Consider the following 24,279-nt stretch of genomic DNA (forward strand, 5'->3'; position numbering starts at 1 on the left):
ATGATAGCTGCTACATCTAAAGTAACCTCGATTTTCGAAGTTTTAAATGTGAACATGATAGTTCCTAAATTAAACCCCGAGCCGGCTCAGGAAAATTAAACACCTGAGCTTTACGTCACAGGCCAGTGACGCCATAAGAAAGATTGCAGCCTTTCAGATGGATTAGGTGACCGACCAAAGTCACCGTCGAAGAGTGGCCCTATTAATGAAACTATTTAGCACCGCCAAATAAGAATAAATTAATAGCTCTTCTCACAACCTATCAGAGTACGACTCTGCTAGGTGATGTTCATTAAAAACATAACGCCTCGTTAAGAGGCAAATAATGCTTGGCTATAATTTGGAACGCAGTGAACAAAGCCAAGCTTTATTTGTCCATGCTTTAACGACTTGTTATGTGGCTGGCCACTCTGGCTCATCATTTTCGCCATACAACACGCCAAAATTAATATTTGTTAGTTTATTGAAGCTGAACTGAAGTTCTAGCCATTCTTTTTCATAAGTTACTGATACGAATGAGCCATAATCATCAATCATTGGTTCTGAATCCAATTCAGAACTAATAGTGGCTATAACTTCAGTCATAGCTTTACCAATAAGACGATGCCCAAATATTGTCACGTTATTATTGTGAACTTCAATCCACCCAAGGCGATGATCGTTTTCGGCTTCAAAGGATAACTCAAGTAAAAGTTCATTAAACTGCAATCGTTTATTTTCTTCATCGGTGAAGAAGATTTTGTCAGGTTTACCCAACGAAGCTATTACTTGTTGTTCAGAAAGACCAAAAAGAATTGAGTCCATTCCATAACCTAATGTGATTTCCAATGCTTGAATCCTTTAAAGCCACATAACGCCCGCCTAACAGGCGTAAATAGCTTGGCTAAAATTAGGAACGAAGTGACGTAAGCCAAGCTTTTTACGTCCTTTGTTGAGGCGCTTGTTAGCTATCTTTTACTCTGTGGTAGCCATGAAAATGATGTGAAACACCACTTTTAGAGTTTTTAGATAAAACATCGTGTCTATCGCGATAGTAAACGTATAGTTCATCTGCTAATTCAACGCACGCATGAAGAACTTCTTTGACCTCTTTTACAACAACATCATAAATTTTGTCTCGTGACTTTTCGTAAGTTTTGACCAAATCGTAGCCACTGATACTTGAACTGTGTGATTCTGCCCAAGACATATTTTTAAACATTTGGTCATCTTCAGTATATAAATTACAAAAGCCTTTATGAGCTCGTTCATTGCGATCTTGGCGAAGTGGAGCCCCTGTTTGATCTATAACTTTTAAGTGCTCCAGTATTTCGGGGTAATTTTCCCTTAGTACTTTGCTCAATTGCTTAATATTTAGCTTATAGTCAGGCAAATTAATTTCTAATACTTCGTTTACAAAATGAAATGCAATATCCCTCAAACTTGAAAATCGGAATAATGCTAAATCAACGATAGATTTTAACCAGTCGTATCTATTTATATTTTGAACTGTAGAAGGCAAAGGAACTTCTTTTGCTCCTAACATCTGAGGAATTACCCGTAAGTCTACAAACTGTTGTTCTAAAGCATCAAACCTGACATAAGTTAAATGTGCGTATGCCATATGTGGATCTGCTGCTTTGAATTCTTCCCAATTTTTGTACGGGTGGTCATGTAAGAAGTACATGTTAATAGAGTCATAAAGAACGCCCTTGAATGTTGACTCTTCAAGATCCCACCAAAAGTATTCAGTTTCCATCTTGCTCCCTGATTACACCGAAGATAGCTAACGCCGCTATCACTGGACAGCGGGCTGTAGTTGTAATTTATGTTAACGGAGCGGCAGCGTAGTGCATAAATTGCAACGAAGGACTGCTGTTCCGGTGGATAGCCTTGTTATAGCCAGATTACGATTTAGAATCATGTTGATTGATTATGCTGTCTTTGTCGCTATTGATTACCGAGCTAAGTAGATTACCATACACCTTGCTTACTGGATTTATTAGATAAGCGACACACAATCCCATAAGCTCAATGCCGATAATAATGAGCACTAAATCTAACTCCAAACCGCCTAAGAAGTACGCAAAAAGAACACCGAATGCGATGAATGTGGATATTTCATATCCTCGCTGCAATCTTATTAATGCACGATGTTTCTTAATATCTTCTGCGGATAATTCCATGATCCATCCTTAGCTATAACGCCCAAATATGGGGCCGTAGTGTAGGCGCGAAGCGCCGAAACGGAGGTCCCAGCAGCTTTGCTGCGACATGATTTGCTTGTTATATGCTACTACCACAATTGCCACCAACTCTTTGGCTTAACGTAGTTAATTTTAACAACGCTGGAACCCAACTGTTGGGGAGCCAATTCAATAATTCCACTAGATTGAAGTAAGCGGAGCTGACTCTCAACATCTTGGCTGAAACGACTCACCTTTAGCTCCAAAGTTGCATTACTAAAGCCAGATTGCGTAAGCCTGATGAAAGCTAGCAATTTACTCTTGGTCGAGGCGCCGCTTAAATCTCTAATGGTAAATATTTGAGTATGCGAATCAAAATCAGCAATGGACTTAATAGCGCCGTCTTCGTAGCACCACTCATCTCCCTTTTGAGTTTTCCAATTACTTCTCATGCTTCCCCGTGCATATAACGCTTATATTAAACGGCTTAAAATGATTGGTTTGCTTTTTTGCCCTTTGCAAAAAACGAAACAAGTTTTTTAAGTCCGATTTGAATTTTTTGTTAGGTGAATTTACTTGAGCATCTGCTATTTAGCAAGTGGTTCGATTCACTGCTGAACCTGATTATTTAACCCAAGAACTTAAACCTGAACTAAGCAACAAGCAGTGAGTAAAAATAACAGAAACGGCCCTGCCAATGACACCAAACCAAGCCGCAACGTTTAAAACACCAGAATCACGGTGGTTCAATTAAACACTATACTCGTAGTTAAACACTAAACTTAACAAACAATAAGTAAATGAGTTATTCACCCTAACGCCTCATTAAGAGGAAATTTTCAGTTGGCTAAAATGTTGAACGCAGTGAAAACAGCCAACTGTAAATTTTCCTGCTTTAATGACTTGTTATGTGTTTATTACGAACGGCCAAAGCGTCGAGAGTAACAACGTTTACAAATTTCCTTATCTTCACCATTGATTTTACAATGAAATGTTTTTTGACGATGAGGTGAAAGATCTGAATTACAGTCATTACAATACTTGTCATTTGGCATAACAATCAACAAATAGATAATTAATGGCAAACCAATAATTGCTAGAATAATTATTAGCGCATCATTCGAATTCAAAAGCTTCCTCCTTGAAACACATAACAGCTTATTCATAAGAACCATTCTCGCAAGTAACGCTACGAACAGCCCTTTATTTCATAAAATTGAAAATTTAAATTATCACTTCTTCTCAACTATATCAACGAGATGCTAATATTGATTCTCGCTTTCTGCGTTGAAAACGAGAATGGTTCTTGTATTTCCGTTAAAAACAAGAACAAGCACGAACTGTTTATATATGCAGTACAATTACTAAACTATCGCGGAAATTTTTTTAATTCAGTAAAATAAGCCCCAACAGATGTTGAGGCTTTAGTAAGTGTTAAACCTTAAGTTGCGATATTAATCAATTAACTGGTATTGCTCTTTTAACACCGCAATAATTTCTGCTTTAGGGTCGTCACTTAGAACGATTTTTTCGCCGGTAATCTTTTCAGCAATATCTATATAGGTTTTAGATACTGCCATTAGTACTCGCTCAGGTAACGCGTTGCTCTCTGCAAGTGCTGTGCGCTCTAACATTCGCTCTTTATTCAGTAAAATATCAGGATCTGGAAAATGAGACAGCAATAGTTGCCTAAAGCCCTCTTTCGAGTTCTCAACAACCTCACCATTACGATAAGATACACCATCCCAAATACGTGATGAATCTGGCGTGCCTACTTCATCCATGTAAATTAATTTATCATTACCTGCTCTATCTTTGACATAACCAAATTCGAATTTAGTATCAACAAAGATTTGGTCAAGCTTTGCAAGTGCCGTTGAAATAACATTAAAACCTTCGGTAAGTAGCTTTTCATATAAAGCAACATCATCCGTTGATTGAAAATTAAAAGCTTGGTAATTATCAACAATGTTCTCACGCGTAATGTTTACATCATCAGCTTCAAGCACGCCTGGAATACCCTTTAATATACCTTTTGTTGACGGCGTCATTAACAAGTTCGCTAATTTAGTATCTCGCTGTAGCCCTTCAGGCAACTTAATACCACAAAAATCGCGTTCGCCTTTTTCATAGGCGCGCCACATAGAACCAGTAATATAACTACGGCAAATCGCTTCAATCATAACGGGTTTAGCTTTTTGAACAATCCATACAAAGGGATGCGGAATATCAAGAATATGGCTATCAGCTAAGCCTTGCTCTTTGAATAATTTAAACCAATGATTTGATATTGCATTGAGCGCAGCGCCTTTACCAGGTACGCCTCGCATATTGCCTTCTCCGTGCCAAATACAATCAAACGCTGAAATACGATCACTAATAACCATGATGGCAAGTTCTGTATCAGCAGGTACGTTGTAGCCTTTTTCTTTAATTAATCGCGCACTGTCTTGTGCTGTTAACCAATAAACAGAGCGAACTTTACCGCTATGAACAGGTAAATCAGTACGAATAGGTAAATCGTCATTGACGGCTAAAACGCCATTAGCATTACTCATCGTTTAAACCTTTTATAAGTAAGAATCTATTTGTTTAACATCAACCGATGGTGATAAACGAATAAGTTCTCTCACGTATTCACTGTGGTTAGCAATTATATCTGAAATGCTACAATAAAATCGCGCGAATTTTTATAAAACAACCTAGCTGCATAGTTTTCAGCTTTAATAAGAAGCCACGCACTCGTAACTTAACACTTAAACAATTTAGATGAATACACCATCAGAAGACTACCTAGCTGCTTAGTTTGCAGAGCATAGGTTAAAGTTCAAGGAAAAATTACGCACTTGGAACTTAATACCTAAAACCACTTAAACAATTTAGATGAAAATTTTTGCCGTTAATTGATTTAAGAGCAAGGAACTAACGCGCAGTTTACGCAGGTAAATGAGCATTAGTGACGACGCTATTAGAGCAAATTAACAATAAAAATTATCTGTCTAAAAGAAAAAGGACGCCCATGGGCGCCCTTTTCATATATCAACGTCTCAATTAAGCTAAAGAAGCTTGCGCTTTTTCAACTAATACAGAGAATGCTGCTTTGTCATATACTGCAATGTCAGCTAGGATCTTACGATCGATTTCAATCGATGCTTTTTTCAAGCCATTGATGAAACGGCTGTAAGATAAACCATTTTGACGAGCTGCTGCATTTATACGAGCAATCCAAAGTTGACGGAATTGGCGCTTACGTTGACGACGGTCACGGTATGCGTATTGGCCAGCTTTAGTTACAGCTTGGAAAGCAACGCGATATACGCGACTACGAGCACCGTAGTAACCTTTCGCTTGCTTTAAAATTTTCTTGTGAGAACGACGTGCTACTACACCGCGTTTTACTCTTGCCATGTGCTAATCTCCTCTTAATTAAGCGTTGCGAAGTAATTTATCAACTGCTTTCACATCTGAAGCAGCAACCATGCTTTTAGCACGAAGATGACGTTTTACTTTAGTACGACGCTTAGTCAAGATATGACGAAGACCAGCTTGTTTGCATTTGTAACCGCCTGACGCAGTTCTTTTAAAGCGCTTTGCAGCACCTTTGTTAGTTTTCATTTTAGGCATTGATGTAAACTCCACATTGCCATTGAAATTTAGCAACGCAGGCGAAAACAGTGTTTAACGCTGTTTTACTTGTAGGCCTAACGTTACCCGTTAAAAACAATAGTGGTGAGCAGAAATTGCTTTCTACTACTTGCTAAAACCAGCTATTGATTATTTTTTCGGTGCAAGTACCATCACCATTTGACGTCCTTCCGCTCTACGAGGGAACGACTCAACTGTAGTAAGTTCTTCTAAATCGTTTTTAACACGCGTTAAAAGCTCAATACCCAGTTCTTGGTGGGCCATCTCACGACCGCGGAAACGTAAAGTTACTTTCACTTTATCGCCACCTTCTACGAAGCGCTTCAAGTTACGTAATTTAACTTGATAGTCACCTTCATCAGTACCAGGACGGAATTTAATTTCCTTAACCTGAATTTGTTTCTGCTTTTTCTTTTGTTCTTTTTGCTGTTTGCTTTTTTCGTAAAGGAACTTACCGTAGTCCATTACACGACAAACTGGTGGTTTCGCCGTAGGGCTGATTTCTACTAAATCTACCCCCGCTTGTTCAGCTGCATCTAAAGCTTCATCAAGTGAAACAACACCTAGTGCTTCGTTCTCTAAGCCTACTAAGCGTACTTCAGACGCAGTAATGGCTTCATTCAGTTTGTGTTGCGGTTCTTTTTGACCGCCTTTTAAACTACCTTTGATAGTTTATTCCTCCAAGCATTAAAACAAACAATTTAGCAAAAGGTTTGAGAGTATTCTCAAACAGCATTTATGCCCGTGAACTTACTTCTTCACTTAGTTTAGTAATGAAGTCGTCAACCGACATTTTTCCTAAATCTTCCCCACTTCTTGTGCGAATGGCAATTTCGCCATTTTCCATTTCTTTGTCACCTACGACTAAAAGATATGGAACACGCTTCAAAGTGTGCTCGCGAATTTTAAAGCCTATCTTCTCATTTCTCAAGTCTACTTTTGCTCTAAATCCACTTTCTTTTAGTTTTTTTACAACTTTTTGACAATAATCCGACTGTTTGTCGGTAATATTCATCACTGTTGCTTGATTTGGTGATAACCACGTTGGAAATTTACCTGAGTATTCTTCAATCAAAATACCGATAAATCTTTCTAATGAACCTAATATGGCACGATGAATCATCACCGGAATGTAACGTTCATTATCTTCGCCGACATAAGTTGCACCTAATCGTTCTGGTAACGCGAAATCTAATTGTACCGTACCACACTGCCAGTTACGACCTAAACAATCGAGTAAAGTAAATTCAATTTTAGGACCATAGAAAGCACCTTCACCCGGCAGGTACTCAAATTCAATACCTTTCGACTTCATTGCTTCAGCTAAACCAAGCTCAGCTTTATCCCACATTTCATCTGTACCAATACGCTTTTCAGGGCGAGTTGATAGCTTAACAATAATGTCTTCAAAGCCAAAGGTTTGATACACATCGTAAACTAATTCAATACATTTCGTGACTTCATTTTGCACTTGGTCTTCTGTACAGAAAATATGCGCGTCATCTTGTGTAAAACCACGAACACGCATTAAACCATGAAGCGCACCCGATGGTTCGTTTCGGTGACAACAACCAAATTCAGCCATACGTAAAGGTAAATCACGGTATGATTTTAAGCCTTGATTAAAAATTTGAACGTGGCCTGGGCAGTTCATTGGTTTAATTGCGTATTCACGTTTTTCAGACTCAGTCGTAAACATCGCGTCTGAATATTTGTCCCAATGACCTGATTTTTCCCAAAGTACGCGGTCCATCATTAATGGCCCTTTTACTTCGTCGTAATCATATTCGTGTAATTTTTCACGAACAAACTTTTCAAGTTCGGTATAAATTGTCCAACCATCGTTGTGCCAAAACACCATGCCTGGCGCTTCTTCTTGCCAGTGAAATAAATCAAGTGTTTTACCGATTTTACGGTGGTCGCGCTTTTCAGCTTCTGCTAATCGTTGAATGTAAGCTTTTAACTGTTTTTTATCCGCCCATGCCGTGCCATAAATACGCTGCAGCATTTTGTTGTCAGAATCACCACGCCAGTACGCGCCAGCTACTTTCATCAATTTTAAATGATGACAATGGCGCATGTTTGGTACGTGTGGACCACGACACATATCGATATATTCTTCATGATGATATAAACCTGGACGATCATCTTTTTCAATGTTCTCGTCTAAAATTTCCATTTTGTAAGGTTCGCCACGCTCTTCAAAAGCATCACGAGCTTCTTGCCAAGAAACAGTTTTCTTAACAACATCATAATTTGTTTTGGCCAACTCAAGCATACGCTTTTCAAGTTTGGCAATATCGTCTTCATTAATTGAATGGTCTAGATCAATATCGTAATAAAAGCCATTTTCAATGACGGGGCCAATCGCCATTTTTGCGCTTGGCCATAATTGTTTAATCGCATGGCCTAATAAATGCGCACATGAATGACGAATAATTTCTATGCCGTCTTGGTCTTTATTGGTGATCAGTTGTAATTCAGCGTCTGCTTCAATTAATTCACAGGCATCAACAAGTTCACCATTTACACGACCTGCAATAGTCGCTTTGGCTAATCCGGGGCCGATATCTAACGCAACATCCATTACAGATACCGCATTTTCAAATGAACGTTGACTTCCGTCAGGGAGAGTAATAACAGGCATGAAATTTCCTTTCTACAGTGGCGGCGCATACCAAGCGTCGCATGTGGTGTTAACAAAAATTAAATCAATCAAGCATACGGACTATTATAGAACTATAATATGGTTCAGAGAATCACGCGTAGCGCTTGTTTTTATGAGCGTGTGAATATAGGCGATTATCTCTTACAATGCAACGTATAATCGTGCTTTGGATAATTAATTATCCCGTCCTTTCGTGGTGTTAGTATTAAGATCATTATTATGAAGTTACTAACCTGTTTAAGCTTATTGTTTTGTACTTTTGTTGGAGCTTCTTCACAAAGTACATGTGGCTATCATTACAGCCTAGATTGGCAGCTTTGGCAAAGCAATGCTAATTACTCTGTTAGTACCGCTAGAATGCCAAATAACAAGTCAATCGCACTGCAAGCTAAGATTATCCTACCCACTAAAATTAACCATTTTTATCAATTTTTACATCATGAAGAAAGCGTCGCATTGTGGTTAGCGCGCGCTGAAGATGTTGAAATTACTCAAGTGGCAAAAAACCAGTCGATGATCACCACTTATTTTTCAGGAGGTTTCTTTATTAGTCCACGTGTCATGCAGGCAACTTCAACAGTCACAACACACACTGAGCGCAACATAGTTATTAAGGTTGAAAACAAGCCAACGCCTATTACCTTACCTGAAAGTTCCGTGTTAATGACACTGCATTTTGGTTGTTGGCATATCAAACAACTGTCACCTACAGCGCTAGAGGTTACCTATCAATTTTCAGCATCAGCCAATGGTAATATTCCTACATGGATAGCGAATAAAGTGGCTAAAAAAAGTTTGTGGAAATCACTCGAAAAGTTACAACAGCATTTTACAGGTTAACTATACTTACCCTGAAAGTATATTGTAAACAGGGGGGGCCTATGTGGAACAGCATTGCTAAATCAATTGAACAAGCATTATCAAGCTCTTTCAAAATAGAAAAGTATAGTGCTGTTACTGGCGGTGATATCAACGAAAGCTTTTTAATTAGTGGTGAACAACAACGTTACTTTGTAAAAGTGAATGATAAAGCTAGGCTTGAACATTTTGATGCTGAGGCATACAACTTAAATAAAATCAGAGAAAGTGAGTGTATCGCTTGTCCTTCTGTCATTACCACCGGCGTGACGACTGATAAGGCTTTTTTAGTTCTACATGTCATTGACTTCCATCAACCGTCCAACGCACTTTGGCGTAGGCTAGGTGAGCAATTAGCCACCATGCATAAGCAAACAAGCCATGGTCAATTTGGCTGGCAGCAAGATAATGTTATTGGCAGTATTATACAACCTAATAGGTGGAGCAGTAATTGGCGGCAATTTTTTGCTGAGCAACGCATTGGTTGGCAATTACAATTATTGAATGAAAAATCGATTGTCTTTGGTGATATTGATTTTATTACCAACGCTTGCCATCAAATACTCTTAAACCATCACGTTGAACCTTGTTTATTACACGGGGACTTATGGCGAGGTAACATCGGATTTGCTAATGAACAACCCGTTATTTTTGATCCTGCAAGCTATTATGGTGATCGGGAAGCAGATTTAGCGATGACAGAGTTATTCGGTGCTTTACCAGAAGATTTCTATCATGGGTATTATGACACTTACCCCTTACCTGAAGCCTATGGTGTACGTAAACATGTCTATAATTTATATCATGTATTAAACCATGCAAATATTTTCGGTGGTGTATATGTAGAACAAGCAAAAGCCTGTATAAACCGAATATTATCAATGGCGTGATTTTGTCTTGAATAATTGAATTGTGAGTAAATTCAAACGCTAATAAATAAGTTGCAGAAAGCTAATGATGAAAGTTAGCAGTTTTCAAATTTATGACCATACTTAGAAGTAAGACAAACAAAGCGATGCGTAGCATCTGGGGGGATATAATGCCGCATGATTCTCTTCCACAAAAAGTGTCAGATCTTCGAATAGAATGCCCTCATTGCGGACACCATGTTTATGTTACGATTGATCCAACATCCGGCGATCAAGATTATTACGACGAATGCTCAGCTTGTTGTAATGATATTCATTTGAATATGCACATTGATGAGTACCGACAAAAAATTGAATTAGCTATCAATAGTGATGAACAATAAACTTGTACCGTTAAAGCTTCATTCGTTCGATGGTATTAACAATGGTAATGGTTTGTTGATCACATTCAATATTCACCAAAGCCCCCATTGATAAGCTAGATAAATTTGTTCTGCTCAACGTTTCTGGGATCAAGTGAACGGTAAAGTGATTATCGATAACGTCACCTACCGTTAAACTAATACCATTAATGGTGATAAAGCCTTTCGCTAAGACAAACTTTTTCCACTGCACAGGTAACTTAAATGTCATTGAACAATTGGTGGCGGTTTGTTCGATATGACTTAAAGAAGCGGTGGTATGAATATGACCACTAACAATATGGCCGCCAAGTTCATCCCCTACTTTTAATGAACGTTCAATGTTTACTTTATCGCCTATTTTTAAATAACCTAAATTGGTAAATCTTAGCGTTTCATCGATTACATCAAAGTGAATAATACTGTTGTGTTGCTGCTGGAAAAATTTCACCACAGTTAAACAGCAGCCATTAACCGCAATACTCGCTCCAAGTTGTAACTGTTCAATGAGTTCAAGCTCACCTTTAACAATTAACCTCATTAACTTGTGGTTTACATCTGATGAAATAATTTCAGCTTGTGATTGCACTATGCCAGTAAACATATATGATCCAACGTTATAAAAGTTCCCGCATTTTAGCGCCCTGTTATTTTAAGTACCACAACTAATGCATATTCAAGGCTTTATTGATAATACTAAAAGGTTGATGACCTTAGCGTACCCTATTTTAATTGCTCAATTAATCCAAACATTAATGGGTTTTGCCGATACGGTTATGGCTGGCCGTGTAAGTTCTACCGATATGGCAGCAATTGCCGTCGCTAGTAGCATTTGGTTGCCTATTATTTTAACTATTTCTGGTGTGGTGATGGCACTTGCCGCTATTGTTTCACAATTATCAGGTGCCAATGATTATAAAAAAATTGGTGCAGCAACCCAACAAACCGCATGGATTTCATTTTTCATGTCAGTGGCGCTTATTGCACTTTACTACGGTGTAGCGCCCTATATTCAAGCAAATGTTTCTTTAGAACCCCAACTTCAACAATTGTTATTTGATTATTTAGAATATGTTGTATGGGGCGGCCCAGGCTTTTGTTTGTATTTGGTGTTCAGGAATTATTCTGAAGGTTTATCGCATACACGGCCTACCATGATTGTTAGCATTGTTGGTCTTATTATTAACATTCCTGCAAACTACATTTTTATTTATGGTTATGGAGACATACCAGCATTAGGTGGTGCGGGTTGTGGTATTGCCACTGCTATTGTTTATTGGGTAATGTGTATTAGCATGTATTTATATTGCATTTTCAGTAAACATTTAAAGCATGCTCCTATTTTTGACAAACTGTATTTACCTAACTGGCATGAAATTAAATATATCCTTATATTAGGTGTCCCTATCGCGTTATCTTTGTTATTTGAAGTCAGTTTATTTGGTGTGGTTGCCATTATTCTTGCTCCTTTTGGCGCTGAAACGGTGGCAAGTCATCAAATTGTGATCAACTTCTCGGGTCTTATCTTTATGATCCCGTTAAGCCTAGCGATGGCGGTTACTATTTTAGTGGGTACAGCAATAGGCAATAAAAAAATTGAACAAGCAAAGCAAGTGTGTAGCTATTCTATAGCACTTGGCTTGTTAATCGCTTTGTTTACAGCACTATTTACACTTGCTTTTCGGTATCAAATTGCGGAAATATACAGCCACGAATTAGTCGTTATTGAATTAGCAGCAAGCTTAATGTTATTAGCTACACTATTTCAGTTTTCAGATGCTATTCAAGTCATTGCAGCAGGTGCGTTACGCGGCTATAAAGACACAACAGCCATTTTATATTTAACCTTCGTTTCATATTGGATAGTAGGTTTAAGTGTAGGTTTAGTGCTGGGCATAACTGATTGGATAATAGCACCTATTGGCCCTTACGGTTTTTGGATTGGAATTATATCCGGACTAACAACCGCTGCTATTTTATTAGGATGGCGTTTAAAAGTGGTGCAGGCGCGGTTTGCAACTGAGGCTAAACAAACAAGTTAACGTGTTAAAATGAGCAATTGTTAAGCAAACAGTGACAAAATACTGATAAAACATTTAAAAACGCTTGCAAGACGAATATCAGATCGCTAACATAGCGCTCCGTTAAAGACGAGCCTTCGTCTTTAACGCTAAAGTGGGAGCGTAGCTCAGTTGGTTAGAGCGCTTGCTTGACATGCAAGAGGTCGCTGGTTCGAATCCAGTCGCACCCACCACTTCTTAAAAGATCCTCTATAGCGTTTTAAAATACTGTAAATAGCCATCTGCTATTTCATAACCTAATGATTCATATAATTTTTGTGCAGACACATTCTCCGTCGTTGTTTCAAGCCCTATTCCTTTGGCATGAGAGTTAATCGCAAGTTTTTCTGCGCGTTCTAATAACAGTTTCCCTATGCCAATACCTCTTGATTCTTCAATGACAAATAAGTCATTCAAGATCCATGTTGCTTGTGCAGATATTGACGAAAAGCTTGGAAATAACTGGGTAAAACCATGCACCGTGTTTGCATCGTCAATCGCAAAATAAATGGTTGATTCACCTTTGCTTAAACGAGTTGTAAGAAAGTCAATCGCGAGATTAATATCAGAGGTTTCTTGGTAAAATTGTCGATATAAGTCAAATAAAGGAGCGATTTTATTTGCATCGTCCACTGTTGCTTTATTTATTGTTATCTTCATACATTCACTTACTAGTTGTTAAAGAGCACCGAGAAATTTTCTTTACTTTTGAAATTGCAAAACGGTAATTGTAGTCACGGATACTAAATTAAGTACACCAAAATTGTAACAAAGTCGGTAAGGTGAACAATAAAAACGACAAATAACAGTGTAAATAAAGTAACTTACCCTAAAATGAACAGATACTAAAATTAATAATGGAACCTTGTATGTTAAAGCCAACCTTTAGCAAATTATTGTTAGCTACCGCGTTAACGCCATTTATGACAATCGCAGCAGATGTGTTCACTTCAACAGATATTTTCTCATTAGAATACGCATCTGATCCACGTATATCTCCTGATGGAAAAACAGCAGTATATGTTCGTAATGCCTATGACATTATGACCGATGGTAAAAATCGAGACTTATGGCTATTAAATATTAAATCAGGAATGCACGAACCACTATTTTCTGATGATAAGCAATATTCACAACCACGATGGTCACCTGATGGTAAAAAGTTAGCATTTATTAGTAATATTAGCGGCAAGTACCAAATACATATTCATTACTTAGAAAGCAACCGTACAGCGATGGTTAGTCAATTACAGGCAGGCATCTCAAGCTTAACGTGGTCACCTGACGGTAAGTGGTTGGCGTTTAGTCAAAAAGTAAATGCTCCAAACAGTAAGCTTGCAAAAATGCCGAAAAAACCAAAAGGCGCTAAATGGGCGAAACCAGTCGTTGTGATCGACAAAGCTTATTATCAAGCAGACGGTAGAGGTTTAATCAAACCCGGCTATAGTCATATTTTTGTTATCCCGTCCGATGGTGGTACACCAAGACAACTTACCCAAGGGAATTATCATCATAGAGGCACCTTGGCTTGGAATGATGCCAGCGACGAAATTGTATTTTCAGCAAATAGAAGAGATGACTGGGAATATAAAGGCTTAGAAGGAGATTTATTTTCAGTTTCCTTAAAAGATGGCAACTTAACACAGCTAACCTCTGCGCCAGGTAAAGAGTATGGTCCTAGCTTTTCTAATAACGGAGAGAAGCTAGCATTTTTATCAACATCGAATGCATTAAATCCATACCGTAATGCCAAACTTAACATCATGAACTGGTCTTCAAAAGAAGCGAAAATCGTTGCTAAAGATTTTGATCGTTCAATAAGAAGCCCACAATGGCTATCAAACAGTAAGCTAGCTTTTGCCTATGATGATTTTGGCAAACGAAAAGTTGCTACAATGACCACCAAAGGAAAAATTACTGATCTAACTGACAGTTTATCAGGAACCACATTAGGCCGCCCTTACATCAGTGGTGAATTTCATACCAATGATTCAGGAAAAATTGTCTTTACCAAGGGGACAAGTCAACGCCCTAGTGATGTTGCTGTGGTAAATACAAAAGGTAAAGTTTCGCAGCTTACAGCGCTAAACGAAGATTTACTCGCCCATAAAACCCTAGGTAAGGTACACGAAATCAATTACAAATCATCGTTTGACGGTGAAGAGATACAAGGTTGGTACATTACTCCACCAAACTTTGACCCTAAAAAGAAGTATCCGTTATTGTTAGAGATTCATGGCGGGCCTCATTTAGCTTATGGTCCTCACTTTTCAGCAGAACTACAACGCTTTGCTGCTCAAGGCTATGTGGTATTTTATGATAATCACCGTGGTAGTAGCTCGTACGGCGAACGCTTTGCTATGTTGCTTAAATATAAATACAGCTCAAAAGAAGACTTTGCCGATCATAATTCAGGTGTAGATGCCATGATCGCTAAAGGCTTTATTGATGAAAACAATTTGTTTATTGCAGGCGGTTCAGCAGGTGGGATTGCCACAGCATATGCAATTGGTTTAACAGACAGATTTGCCGCAGCAGCCGTAGTTAAACCTGTGATCAACTGGTTAAGTAAAGTATTAACCGCAGATAGTGGTTTACGACAAATACCCACGCAGTTTCCAGGTATGCCATGGGAGCATGTTGAACATTACTGGCAACGTTCACCTATGTCATTAGTAGGCAACGTAACAACCCCTACTTTACTAATGACAGGTGAAGAAGATCTTCGTACCCCGATGGCACAAACTGAGCAATATTATCAGGCACTTAAATTACGAAAAATTGATACTGTGTTGGTAAAAGTACCTGGTGCTCCTCACGGTATTGCAGGAAAGCCTTCACGCATGATCGCAAAAATTGAAAATACCTTAGCTTGGTTTGAAAAGTACAAGAATAAGCCTGCACAAAAGTAACGTTTTAACTGCTGAAACACAAAAAAAGGGATTAACGTATTTGTTAACCCCTTTTTTCTATAAAAGTTACTTTTATTTCATCATATTGTCACGATATGCTTTAAACTCTGTACCTTCACGCCAATTTGGCCATTCAGTAGTTTCTGCCAATAAATAACCTGTTTCAAAGAACAATTGCAACTCAGCGATTAAACCTTGCCAACCCCATGCTTCATTATATTCATCACAGGCTTGATGGTAACATTTTGCTACCTCGGCTTTAACACGGTCACCTATTTGCTTTTCAGAGTCGTTAAACCACACCGAACCACCACCTGCGCTAAGGGCTGGTACACCCTTTTTCGCTAAACTAAAGTGATCTGAACGATAATAATAGCCTCTTTCTGGCGTAAGTTCCGCAGTCAACGTTCTGCCTTGTCTTTTAGCTGCTTCAGATAAATAGCTCTCAAGTTCAGATTTACCATAACCTACAACAGTAACGTCTTTTTTCTTGCCTGTTACATCTAAACTGTCCATGTTAATCAAGCCAACTATTTGGTTTAACGGAATGGTTGGATGGTTAGCAAAGTAACGAGAACCCAAGCGCCCTTGTTCTTCCGCCGTAACCGCAGCAAAGGTAATAGAACGTTTAGGTGCTTTTCCTAATGCTTGATAAGCTTTAGCGATGTGCATTAAACCAGCTGTACCAGTAGCATTATCATGTGCTCCGTTATAAATAACTTTTTTGCCATCATTATCAACATAGCTACCTAAGTGATCCCAATGTCCCATATAAAGTACATGTTCTTCTGGATGTTCACTGCCTTTAAGTGTTGCAATAACGTTATTTGATGTAGAAGATTTAATCTCATTTTTTAAACGAATACTGGCTGTTAAATTAAGTGGCGTTGCTTTAAAGTTTTTAGTCAAAGCGTACTTTTTCATTTCAGTGAAGTCTTTGCCTGCTTTGGCAAATAACGCCTTTGCCTTTTCAATACTGATCCACATTTCTACATCAATTGCTGGCTCGTTAACTTCTTTGGCTGGTAAGTGATATTGCGCACCAGTCCAACTGCTTTCAATAACATTCCATCCATAACTTGCAGGTTTTGTTTCGTGCACAATTATTGCGCCAGCAGCTCCTTGCCGTGCAGCTTCTTCATATTTATAAATCCAACGACCATAGTAAGTCATGGTATTGCCTTCAAATAATTTAGGATCTTGCGTGGCAAAACCAGGATCATTGACTAAAACAACGACTGTTTTTCCTTTAACATCTACATTTTTATAATCATTCCATTGATATTCTGGTGCATTGATACCATAACCAACAAACACCAGTTCAGAGTTTTTAAGCTGTATCTTTTTTTGTGTTTTACGTGAGGTTGCAACAAAGTTTTTAGGAAATTCAAAACGTAGATCTGCAATATTTAACGACGTTTCAGGCTTACTGGTAATACTTACCATTGGTACTGCTTGCGTATATTTATCACCATTTCCAGGCGATAAGCCAAGCGATTTAAAACGCTCTATTAACATCTCTGTTGTTAGTGTTTCACCAACGCCAGAAGGTTCACGCCCCTCAAAAGCATCTGAAGATAAGATTTTAATATCTGCTTTTATCTCCTTTTCGTCAAAAGATTGGTATGCTTTATTGAAGTCATCATTTGCATAACTTACGGTACAATAACTGAGAATACATGCGGCAATCATGGTGTTTATTTTTATCGTCACTCTTATTATCCTAATCGTTGAGTTTGAATGCTCAGCTTAGCCACAAACGAGTTAGAACACCAGACTATTGGCTGAATTAACCTTTGCTCTGATGTAAAGTAGTAATCAGTTGGTATTAAAACATTCACAAGGAAGAATCATGCACCAAATAGCTGTTTTCAGCACTAAAAAATATGATATTGAGTACCTTAATAAATTCAATATTGATAATAAACTTACCTTTAAATTTATAGCATCTACGTTATCTCAAGAAACAGTATCATTAGCAAAAGGTGCAAGTGCTGTTTGTGTTTTCGTTAATGATGATATGGATAGTAAGGTATTAGAAAAATTACACACCATGGGTATAAAGATTATTGCACTGAGGTGTGCAGGCTTTAACAATATTGACTTGGCCAGTGCGAAAAAACGTGGCTTTAGTTTGTGTAGGGTTCCCGAATATTCGCCTGAAGCAGTCGCTGAACACACTGTTGGGCTTATGTTAACGTTAAGCCGTAAGTATCATAAAGCCTACAATAGAGTGCGTGAAGGTAACTTTGCCTTAGATGGTTTAATGGGGTTCAATTTACATCAGAAAACCGTTGGTATTATAGGAACAGGTAACATTGGAAAAGCCACCATTAAGATACTTAAAGGTTTTGGTTGTCAGGTATTATGTTGTGATCCTTGCCCTAGTGAAGAAATAACACAATTAGGAGCAAAATATGTCTCATTTAATGAAATTTTGACCAACGCTGACATTATTAGTTTACATTGCCCATTAAACGAGGAAACAAAACACCTCATCAATACACACACCATCGCACAAATGAAAAATGGTGTAATGTTAATAAATACCAGTCGTGGAGCTTTAATGGATAGCCGAGCATTGATCAGCGGGCTAAAATCACAAAAAATCAGTTTTCTTGGGCTTGATGTCTATGAATTAGAAAGCGAAATATTTTTTGAAGATCTATCAGAAACCATTATCGATGATGATATTTTTGAACGTTTACTATCATTTCCAAACGTATTGATTACAGGTCATCAGGGGTTTTTCACTAAAGAAGCCCTTGAAACCATCGCTAAAACAACGATCAATAATTTGCTGTGCCTATTAAAGGGTGAACGTTCCGGCAATGAGCTTTATTGAGTAAAGTTTAAACGTAAAAAAACCAGCAAATTGCTGGTTTTTTTTAGCGTCATATATCACTAAATTACTTAACGTGTGCTAATGCCTCTTTAGCCAGTTGAGTAATTTTACCCCAATCTTTAGCCGCAACAATTTCATCTGACACTAACCAAGAACCGCCACAACACATCACATTTTGTAACGCTAAGTAGTTATTAATGTTATTGATATTAATGCCACCTGTTGGACAAAAACGAATGTCAGGGAATGGACCGCCGATAGATTGAATCGCTTTTACACCGCCCGACGCTTCCGCAGGGAAGAATTTAAAGTGATCATAACCGTAATCTATGCCGTCCATAAGTTCCGAAATAGATGAAATACCAGGAATTAGCGCACAATCACCTTCGTTACCTGCCTGTAATAAATCTTTCGTTAACCCTGGGCTGATGGCAAACTTTGCACCAGCATCAGCAGAGCGCTGTAATAACTCACGGTTTGTTACAGTACCAGCCCCAACAACGGCTTCTGGAAGCTCTTTTGCTATGGTTTTTATTACATCTAGTGCTGCTGGTGTGCGAAGTGTCACTTCTAACACTTTTACATCTGCCGCTAATAAAGCTTCAGCGATTGGTAATGCATCTTCAACATTTTTGATCACTAATACTGGTACAACAGGCCCAAGGGCAAACAGATCTTTTGGCTGAATTTGCCAATTTTTAGCTAACGTCATAATTCCTCTTTATTATGTTGTCGAAGATAAGCTGAAGCGCCTAAAATTCCCGGTTGTGATTCAGTGATCACGAAGGTTGGTATTGTGTGATTAAACGAGCTTAAGCGCCCTTTACTCTCAAACCGGCTTCTAAACTCACTTTGTTTAAAAAATTCAATGAAACGTGGCACAATTCCACCAGCAATATAAACGCCACCAAAACTCGACATTGTTAAGGCTAAATTACCAGCAAAACTTCCTAATATTTTGCAAAACTGTAGTAACGTTTGATGACATATTCGGCAGTCACCAGAAAGTCCTAATTCAGATATTTGATTAGCAGAACGAGTAGGTAAACCTGATTGATGAATCTCATTTAATGCTTGATAAATTTGTTCAATACCCAAACCTGATAACAATTGTTCATAAGAAACATGAGAGTATTTTTTATCAAGATATTCGAATACTTGTACTTCAATTGCATCAATTGGAGCAAAGTCAACGTGCCCGCCTTCGCCGCTAATGGCATACCAATTATCATTAACGGGAACTACATTAGAAACGCCTAACCCTGTGCCCGGACCACAAATAGAAATGGGTTTGTTTGCAATAACTGAGCCTTCGCCAATTTGTATTTTTTGCTCATCATTCAAATACGGTACCGCATATGCGATAGCCGTATAATCATTAATTAACAAGAGTTTATTTAACTTAAGTTCTTGTTTTATTTCACTTACCGAGAATTTCCAAGGTAAGTTAGTCATCTGAATGATGTCTTTATCTACAGGACAAGCAATAGCAAAACATGCATTTATCGTATTATTCGAGATATGGTTTTCTTCAATATAGTGTCGAACTACCGCTTGTAAACTATTGAATTCACGACATTGGTAAACCGTTAATTCATTAACTTCTCCATTCGCCCTAGCAATGCCAAGACGAATATTTGTTCCACCAATATCAGCAACTAAATTAATGGTCGCTTGACTCATAACGTCGAACCTTCATCAAATAATGAACAAGCACCTGTATCAGCAGTGCTTAAATTACGACGCATAAAGCCGAATAATTCACGCCCCATACCTTGGTGATGGCCATTTACTTGGAATGTTGCGTTTTCACGTTGTGTAAGTTCGGCATCATCAACTAATAAGGTTAATTCACCTTTTTCACCGTCAACAAGCAACATATCACCATTTTGAATTTTAGCGATAGTGCCACCATCTAATGCCTCAGGGCATAAATGGATAGCGGCAGGAACTTTACCTGATGCACCGGACATACGGCCATCAGTAACCAACGCAACTTTGAAACCTTTATCTTGGAGTACACCTAAAGGTGGTGTTAATTTATGAAGCTCAGGCATACCTCTAGCTTTAGGGCCTTGGAACCTTACAACAGCAACAAAGTCTTTCTCAAGTTCACCCGCTTTGAAAGCAGCATCTAGTTCATGCTGATCTTCAAATACAACCGCTGGTGCTTTGATCACAAAACTACCTTCACGTAATGAAGAAGTTTTTAGTACAGAGGTACCTAAATTACCTTTCAATACTTTTAAACCGCCATCCGGTTTGAATGGTGCTTTAGTGGTAGCAATGACTTCTGGATCACCTGAAACATCAGTGCTGTCAACCCATTGCAATTTACCATCAACTATTTCAGGTTGTTTGGTGTAACGCTCTAAGCCCGGTCCACAAATGGTTTCAACATCAGGGTGCAATAATCCCGCACCTAACAGTTCTTTAAACAATAACGCCATACCGCCTGATTGTTGAAAGTGATTAACGTCTGCATGTCCATTTGGATAAATACGCGTTATTAACGGTACTGCATTTGATAAGTCATTAAAATCTTGGAAGTTAATAATAATGCCCGCAGCGCGTGCAAAAGCAATAATGTGCATCGTTAAGTTTGTTGAACCACCTGTTGCTAATAACGCAACAATGGCATTAACAATAGATTTTTCATTAATCATTTTGCCAACAGGCATATAATTACCTGACTGTTGAGTCAAACGTGTCACTTGGCGAGCGGCAGCTTTTGTTAATTCTTCACGTAATTGCGTATTTGGCGGAATAAAAGAAGCTCCTGGTAAATGTAACCCCATCACTTCTACAACAAGTTGATTAGAGTTTGCTGTACCGAAGAAAGTACAAGTACCTGCGGTATGATATGACGCAGATTCAGCTTCAAGTAACTCGTCTTCGCCAATTTCGCCTTTAGCAAATTGCTGACGTACACGTGCTTTTTCTTTATTTGGAATACCAGAAGGCATTGGACCTGCTGGAACAAATACCGTAGGTAAGTGACCAAACGTCATTGAAGCAATTAATAACCCGGGTACGATTTTATCGCAAATGCCCAGCATTAATGCGCCATCAAACATATTATGCGATAACGCAACTGCGCTAGACATTGCAATAACGTCACGGCTCATCAAGCTTAGATCCATGCCTGGCTGACCTTGGGTAACGCCATCGCACATAGCAGGTACACCACCAGCAAATTGCGCAACACCACCGGTTTCAGCAACCGCTTCTTTAATAACCTCAGGGTATTTTTCATAAGGTTGGTGAGCAGAAAGCATATCATTATATGCCGACACAATAGCAATATCAGAATGGTTTATGCCACGTAAAACATCTTTCTCTTGCTTGCTACATGCAGCAAAACCATGTGCTAAATTACCACAAGATAAATTAGCACGATGAACCGTGGTAGCTTTCTCATGTTCTATTTTTTTCAAATAGGCTGCACGCGTCTCTTTACTGCGCTCAATAATACGATCTGTGATCGCTAAAACTTGTTTATTCATCAGTTACTCCGCCCAATACACTTGAGTGTTAATTTCTGGGTCGTGCAAAAATGCCCTAATTGGCATTTCACGTCTATCTTGCTCAGATAGTGCTTTTTCCAACACCGATTTTTTATTTAAACCACTAATATGCAAAATAGTATTTTTGCTTGGCTTTAAATACGCGAAACTAAACGAAATACGCTCATAAGGTGCTGACGTAGGCTTTACTTTCAATAGTGGTGCAGTTGTCGACGATAAACATTCATCAATCTGCTCACTACACGGGAACAAAGAGGCTGTGTGGCCATCTTCTCCCATACCTAATATCAATACATCAAGTGGGAGTAATGCACTTTTCGCCGCTAAATTAAGATCAGCAAGTGTTTCTTGTGTTAAGTTTTCACCTTGTTTCAAATGAAAAAACTTAGCGTTTACCGCGTTGTTTTGCAGTAAGTTTTCATGCACTAACCGCGTATTACTTGATTCATTATCAATGTTTACCCATCGTTCATCCGCGAGAGTCACGGTGATATCTGTCCAAGGTAACTCTTTATTAGATAACGCTTGAAAAAAACCTTTCGGTGTTGAACCACCAGACACTGCAATACTTGCACGACCATTGAGTGCTACAGCATCCGCTAAAATATTCGCCACTTTGTTTGCAAGGGCGATGTCTAACTCTTCTCTTGTATTAAATTCGTTTATTTGATGCATTATTCTACCCATTGGCGATCGTCACGTGCGATCAATGAAATTGAAGAAACTGGTCCCCAAGAACCCGCAGCATAGGGTTTTGGTGCCTCATTAGTAGACTGCCACGCTTCGATAATACCGTCAGCCCATGTCCAAGCAGCCTCTACTTCATCACGACGTACGAATAATGATTGATTACCGTTAATCACTTCAAGCATCAAACGTTCATAAGCATCAACCACACGTTGATCCTGGTAAATTTTAGAGAAACTCAAATCAAGCTTGTTTTCATGGATATTAAGTTGTGATGCAATACCAGGGATTTTATTCATCATTTGTAACTCAACACCTTCATCAGGTTGAAGACGTATCGTTAACTTGTTTGCCGGTAAATCAGCATGGCTTTCTTTAAAAATGTTATGTGGCTGAGGTTTAAAATGCACAACAATTTCACTGTGCTTCGCAGGCATTCTTTTGCCGGTACGAAGATAAAAAGGGACGCCTGACCAACGCCAGTTATCAATTTCAGCTTTAATGGCAACAAATGTTTCTGTATTGCTGTTTTCGTTTGCACCGTCTTCGTTTAAATAGCCCGGTACTGGGCCACCATTTAAAAAGCCATCTGAATATTGGCCGCGTACCGTTGTATCTTTTACGTTTTGGCGAGAGATCGGCACAAGCGCTTTAATGACTTTGAGTTTTTCATCACGAATACTATCGGCACTTAAATCTGCCGGTGGTTCCATTGCTAATAATGACAAAATTTGTAATAAATGGTTTTGTACCATATCACGCATTTGCCCTGCTTCATCATAAAAGCCCCAGCGCCCTTCTATACCGACACTTTCAGCAACAGTGATTTGTACGTGATCAATACAATTACGATCCCAATTGGTGGTAAATAAAGAATTTGCAAAGCGAAGCACCAATAAGTTCAGAACGGTTTCTTTACCAAGATAATGATCGATACGGTAAATTTGATTTTCATTAAAATAGCGAGAAACTTGGTCATTAATGACCTTTGATGATTCAAGACAATGGCCAATAGGTTTTTCCATAACAACCCGATCTGCTTCTGTTACTAAGCCCGCTTTCTTGAGTCCGTCAGTAATATCACCATAAATCGCTGGTGGCGTTGAAAAGTAGTAAATACGGGTTTTATGACCGCCAGATAAGGTGTCAGCAAGTGCACTGTAACTATCAGTTTGTTTAAAATCTAATTGTTGATAAACCAAGCGAGCTTTGAATCTTGCTAACGTGGTTTCATCTAATCCCTCTTTGACAAAAGTGGTTAAATTTTCCAACACAAAGTCGTTAAACTCCGTTAATGAAATATCTTGTCGCGCAACGCCGACAATTCGACTTTTATCATTTAACAAGCCAACGTGATCTAATTGATATAGCGCAGGTAATAGTTTGCGGCGAGATAAGTCGCCAAGCGCACCGAAAAGTACAATTTCACTAGCCGACTGTTGTTCAGTATTTTTCATAGGGATAATTCTCTAATTTTATCTTGTCATTGTAACTAAACTACATTTGCTCATAATTTAGCGTTTGTTGAACGCTCAGTAAAGAACTTTTTGTAATTTTACTACAAATTTAAAAATGTTCGAAATATTTAGGCGCTGCAATCAGTAAAGTCTGTTTTATAGTATTAAACATTTGCAAAAAATTA

The 24,279-nt window shown here is 38.5% G+C and carries 24 protein-coding genes and 1 tRNA gene; 7 read left to right on the plus strand and 18 right to left on the minus strand.

The window, feature by feature from the left end; translation table 11 throughout:
- Nucleotides 1–393: 393 nt before the first annotated feature.
- The 10 genes from QUE72_RS09710 to thrS all read right to left on the minus strand — a co-directional run bounded on the left by QUE72_RS09710 (nucleotide 394) and on the right by thrS (nucleotide 8,457).
- Nucleotides 394–828 (minus strand): hypothetical protein, encoded by a 435-nt coding sequence (locus QUE72_RS09710; protein WP_286268710.1) that lies wholly within the window; start codon nucleotides 826–828, stop codon nucleotides 394–396.
- A 115-nt stretch (nucleotides 829–943) separates the two neighbouring features.
- Nucleotides 944–1,738, minus strand: a complete 795-nt coding sequence (locus QUE72_RS09715) for a Cthe_2314 family HEPN domain-containing protein (RefSeq protein WP_286268711.1) — start codon at nucleotides 1,736–1,738, stop codon at nucleotides 944–946.
- Nucleotides 1,739–1,886: 148 nt separating this feature from the next.
- The gene (locus tag QUE72_RS09720; RefSeq protein WP_286268712.1) at nucleotides 1,887–2,165 is read right to left on the minus strand and encodes a hypothetical protein; all 279 of its coding nucleotides are present in this window, start codon (nucleotides 2,163–2,165) and stop codon (nucleotides 1,887–1,889) included.
- 110 nt (nucleotides 2,166–2,275) lie between these two features.
- Complete coding sequence (locus QUE72_RS09725; RefSeq protein WP_286268713.1) at nucleotides 2,276–2,617, minus strand: hypothetical protein; 342 nt, start codon at nucleotides 2,615–2,617, stop codon at nucleotides 2,276–2,278.
- A 465-nt stretch (nucleotides 2,618–3,082) separates the two neighbouring features.
- Complete coding sequence (locus QUE72_RS09730) at nucleotides 3,083–3,295, minus strand: hypothetical protein (RefSeq protein ID WP_286268714.1); 213 nt, start codon at nucleotides 3,293–3,295, stop codon at nucleotides 3,083–3,085.
- Nucleotides 3,296–3,619: 324 nt separating this feature from the next.
- Nucleotides 3,620–4,723, minus strand: coding sequence for a phosphoribosylaminoimidazolesuccinocarboxamide synthase (locus tag QUE72_RS09735; protein WP_286268716.1), 1,104 nt, complete (start codon nucleotides 4,721–4,723; stop codon nucleotides 3,620–3,622).
- Nucleotides 4,724–5,216: 493 nt separating this feature from the next.
- A complete protein-coding gene (rplT, locus tag QUE72_RS09740; protein WP_074499380.1) occupies nucleotides 5,217–5,573 on the minus strand; it encodes a 50S ribosomal protein L20 in 357 nt (118 codons plus the stop codon).
- A gap of 18 nt (nucleotides 5,574–5,591) precedes the next feature.
- Nucleotides 5,592–5,789, minus strand: a complete 198-nt coding sequence (rpmI, locus tag QUE72_RS09745; RefSeq protein WP_074499379.1) for a 50S ribosomal protein L35 — start codon at nucleotides 5,787–5,789, stop codon at nucleotides 5,592–5,594.
- A 150-nt stretch (nucleotides 5,790–5,939) separates the two neighbouring features.
- On the minus strand, nucleotides 5,940–6,479 hold the full coding sequence (gene infC / locus QUE72_RS09750; RefSeq protein WP_074499378.1) for a translation initiation factor IF-3: 540 nt from the start codon (nucleotides 6,477–6,479) through the stop codon (nucleotides 5,940–5,942).
- 67 nt (nucleotides 6,480–6,546) lie between these two features.
- On the minus strand, nucleotides 6,547–8,457 hold the full coding sequence (gene thrS, locus QUE72_RS09755; protein WP_074499377.1) for a threonine--tRNA ligase: 1,911 nt from the start codon (nucleotides 8,455–8,457) through the stop codon (nucleotides 6,547–6,549).
- A 240-nt stretch (nucleotides 8,458–8,697) separates the two neighbouring features.
- Between thrS and QUE72_RS09760 the strand changes: the two genes are divergently transcribed.
- From QUE72_RS09760 to QUE72_RS09770, 3 genes are all read left to right on the plus strand, one after another.
- On the plus strand, nucleotides 8,698–9,318 hold the full coding sequence (locus QUE72_RS09760) for an SRPBCC family protein (RefSeq protein WP_286268718.1): 621 nt from the start codon (nucleotides 8,698–8,700) through the stop codon (nucleotides 9,316–9,318).
- Between the two features lie 41 nt (nucleotides 9,319–9,359).
- Nucleotides 9,360–10,226: a fructosamine kinase family protein gene (locus tag QUE72_RS09765; RefSeq protein WP_286268719.1), complete on the plus strand. Its 867-nt coding sequence runs from the start codon at nucleotides 9,360–9,362 to the stop codon at nucleotides 10,224–10,226.
- Nucleotides 10,227–10,375: 149 nt separating this feature from the next.
- Entirely contained in the window at nucleotides 10,376–10,588 is a 213-nt protein-coding gene (locus tag QUE72_RS09770) for a CPXCG motif-containing cysteine-rich protein (RefSeq protein WP_074499374.1), read from the plus strand.
- A 10-nt stretch (nucleotides 10,589–10,598) separates the two neighbouring features.
- Here QUE72_RS09770 and QUE72_RS09775 read toward each other — a convergent pair whose 3' ends face one another.
- Nucleotides 10,599–11,210: a riboflavin synthase subunit alpha gene (locus QUE72_RS09775; protein ID WP_286268720.1), complete on the minus strand. Its 612-nt coding sequence runs from the start codon at nucleotides 11,208–11,210 to the stop codon at nucleotides 10,599–10,601.
- Between the two features lie 64 nt (nucleotides 11,211–11,274).
- On the opposite strand from QUE72_RS09775, the gene QUE72_RS09780 reads away from it, so the two are divergent.
- On the plus strand, nucleotides 11,275–12,648 hold the full coding sequence (locus QUE72_RS09780; RefSeq protein WP_286268721.1) for an MATE family efflux transporter: 1,374 nt from the start codon (nucleotides 11,275–11,277) through the stop codon (nucleotides 12,646–12,648).
- Between the two features lie 135 nt (nucleotides 12,649–12,783).
- Nucleotides 12,784–12,860 (plus strand) — tRNA-Val (locus QUE72_RS09785).
- A 16-nt stretch (nucleotides 12,861–12,876) separates the two neighbouring features.
- Here QUE72_RS09785 and QUE72_RS09790 read toward each other — a convergent pair.
- Nucleotides 12,877–13,326: a GNAT family N-acetyltransferase gene (locus QUE72_RS09790; protein WP_139302624.1), complete on the minus strand. Its 450-nt coding sequence runs from the start codon at nucleotides 13,324–13,326 to the stop codon at nucleotides 12,877–12,879.
- Nucleotides 13,327–13,535: 209 nt separating this feature from the next.
- On the opposite strand from QUE72_RS09790, the gene QUE72_RS09795 reads away from it, so the two are divergent.
- On the plus strand, nucleotides 13,536–15,578 hold the full coding sequence (locus QUE72_RS09795; RefSeq protein WP_083602070.1) for a S9 family peptidase: 2,043 nt from the start codon (nucleotides 13,536–13,538) through the stop codon (nucleotides 15,576–15,578).
- Nucleotides 15,579–15,650: 72 nt separating this feature from the next.
- Here the strand turns inward: QUE72_RS09795 and QUE72_RS09800 are convergent, their stop codons facing one another.
- Nucleotides 15,651–17,291, minus strand: a complete 1,641-nt coding sequence (locus QUE72_RS09800) for a M28 family metallopeptidase (RefSeq protein ID WP_286268725.1) — start codon at nucleotides 17,289–17,291, stop codon at nucleotides 15,651–15,653.
- 139 nt (nucleotides 17,292–17,430) lie between these two features.
- On the opposite strand from QUE72_RS09800, the gene QUE72_RS09805 reads away from it, so the two are divergent.
- Nucleotides 17,431–18,423, plus strand: coding sequence for a 2-hydroxyacid dehydrogenase (locus QUE72_RS09805; protein WP_286268727.1), 993 nt, complete (start codon nucleotides 17,431–17,433; stop codon nucleotides 18,421–18,423).
- Between the two features lie 64 nt (nucleotides 18,424–18,487).
- Here the strand turns inward: QUE72_RS09805 and QUE72_RS09810 are convergent, their stop codons facing one another.
- From QUE72_RS09810 to zwf, 5 genes are read right to left on the minus strand one after another with little or no spacing between them, the layout of a single operon-like run.
- Entirely contained in the window at nucleotides 18,488–19,135 is a 648-nt protein-coding gene (locus QUE72_RS09810) for a bifunctional 4-hydroxy-2-oxoglutarate aldolase/2-dehydro-3-deoxy-phosphogluconate aldolase (protein WP_074499369.1), read from the minus strand.
- A complete protein-coding gene (locus tag QUE72_RS09815) occupies nucleotides 19,132–20,106 on the minus strand; it encodes a glucokinase (protein WP_286268728.1) in 975 nt (324 codons plus the stop codon). Before QUE72_RS09815 ends, QUE72_RS09810 begins: the two co-directional genes overlap by 4 nt.
- Complete coding sequence (edd, locus tag QUE72_RS09820) at nucleotides 20,103–21,929, minus strand: phosphogluconate dehydratase (protein WP_286268729.1); 1,827 nt, start codon at nucleotides 21,927–21,929, stop codon at nucleotides 20,103–20,105. Before edd ends, QUE72_RS09815 begins: the two co-directional genes overlap by 4 nt.
- 3 nt (nucleotides 21,930–21,932) lie before the next feature.
- Nucleotides 21,933–22,625 (minus strand): 6-phosphogluconolactonase, encoded by a 693-nt coding sequence (pgl, locus tag QUE72_RS09825; RefSeq protein WP_286268730.1) that lies wholly within the window; start codon nucleotides 22,623–22,625, stop codon nucleotides 21,933–21,935.
- Nucleotides 22,625–24,094 carry a glucose-6-phosphate dehydrogenase gene (gene zwf, locus QUE72_RS09830; RefSeq protein WP_286268731.1) on the minus strand — a complete coding sequence of 490 codons (1,470 nt, stop codon included), beginning with the start codon at nucleotides 24,092–24,094 and terminating at the stop codon, nucleotides 22,625–22,627. Before zwf ends, pgl begins: the two co-directional genes overlap by 1 nt.
- Between the last annotated feature and the right edge of the window lie 185 nt (nucleotides 24,095–24,279).

Source organism: Thalassotalea hakodatensis (assembly GCF_030295995.1).
GTDB lineage: Bacteria > Pseudomonadota > Gammaproteobacteria > Enterobacterales > Alteromonadaceae > Thalassotalea_C > Thalassotalea_C hakodatensis.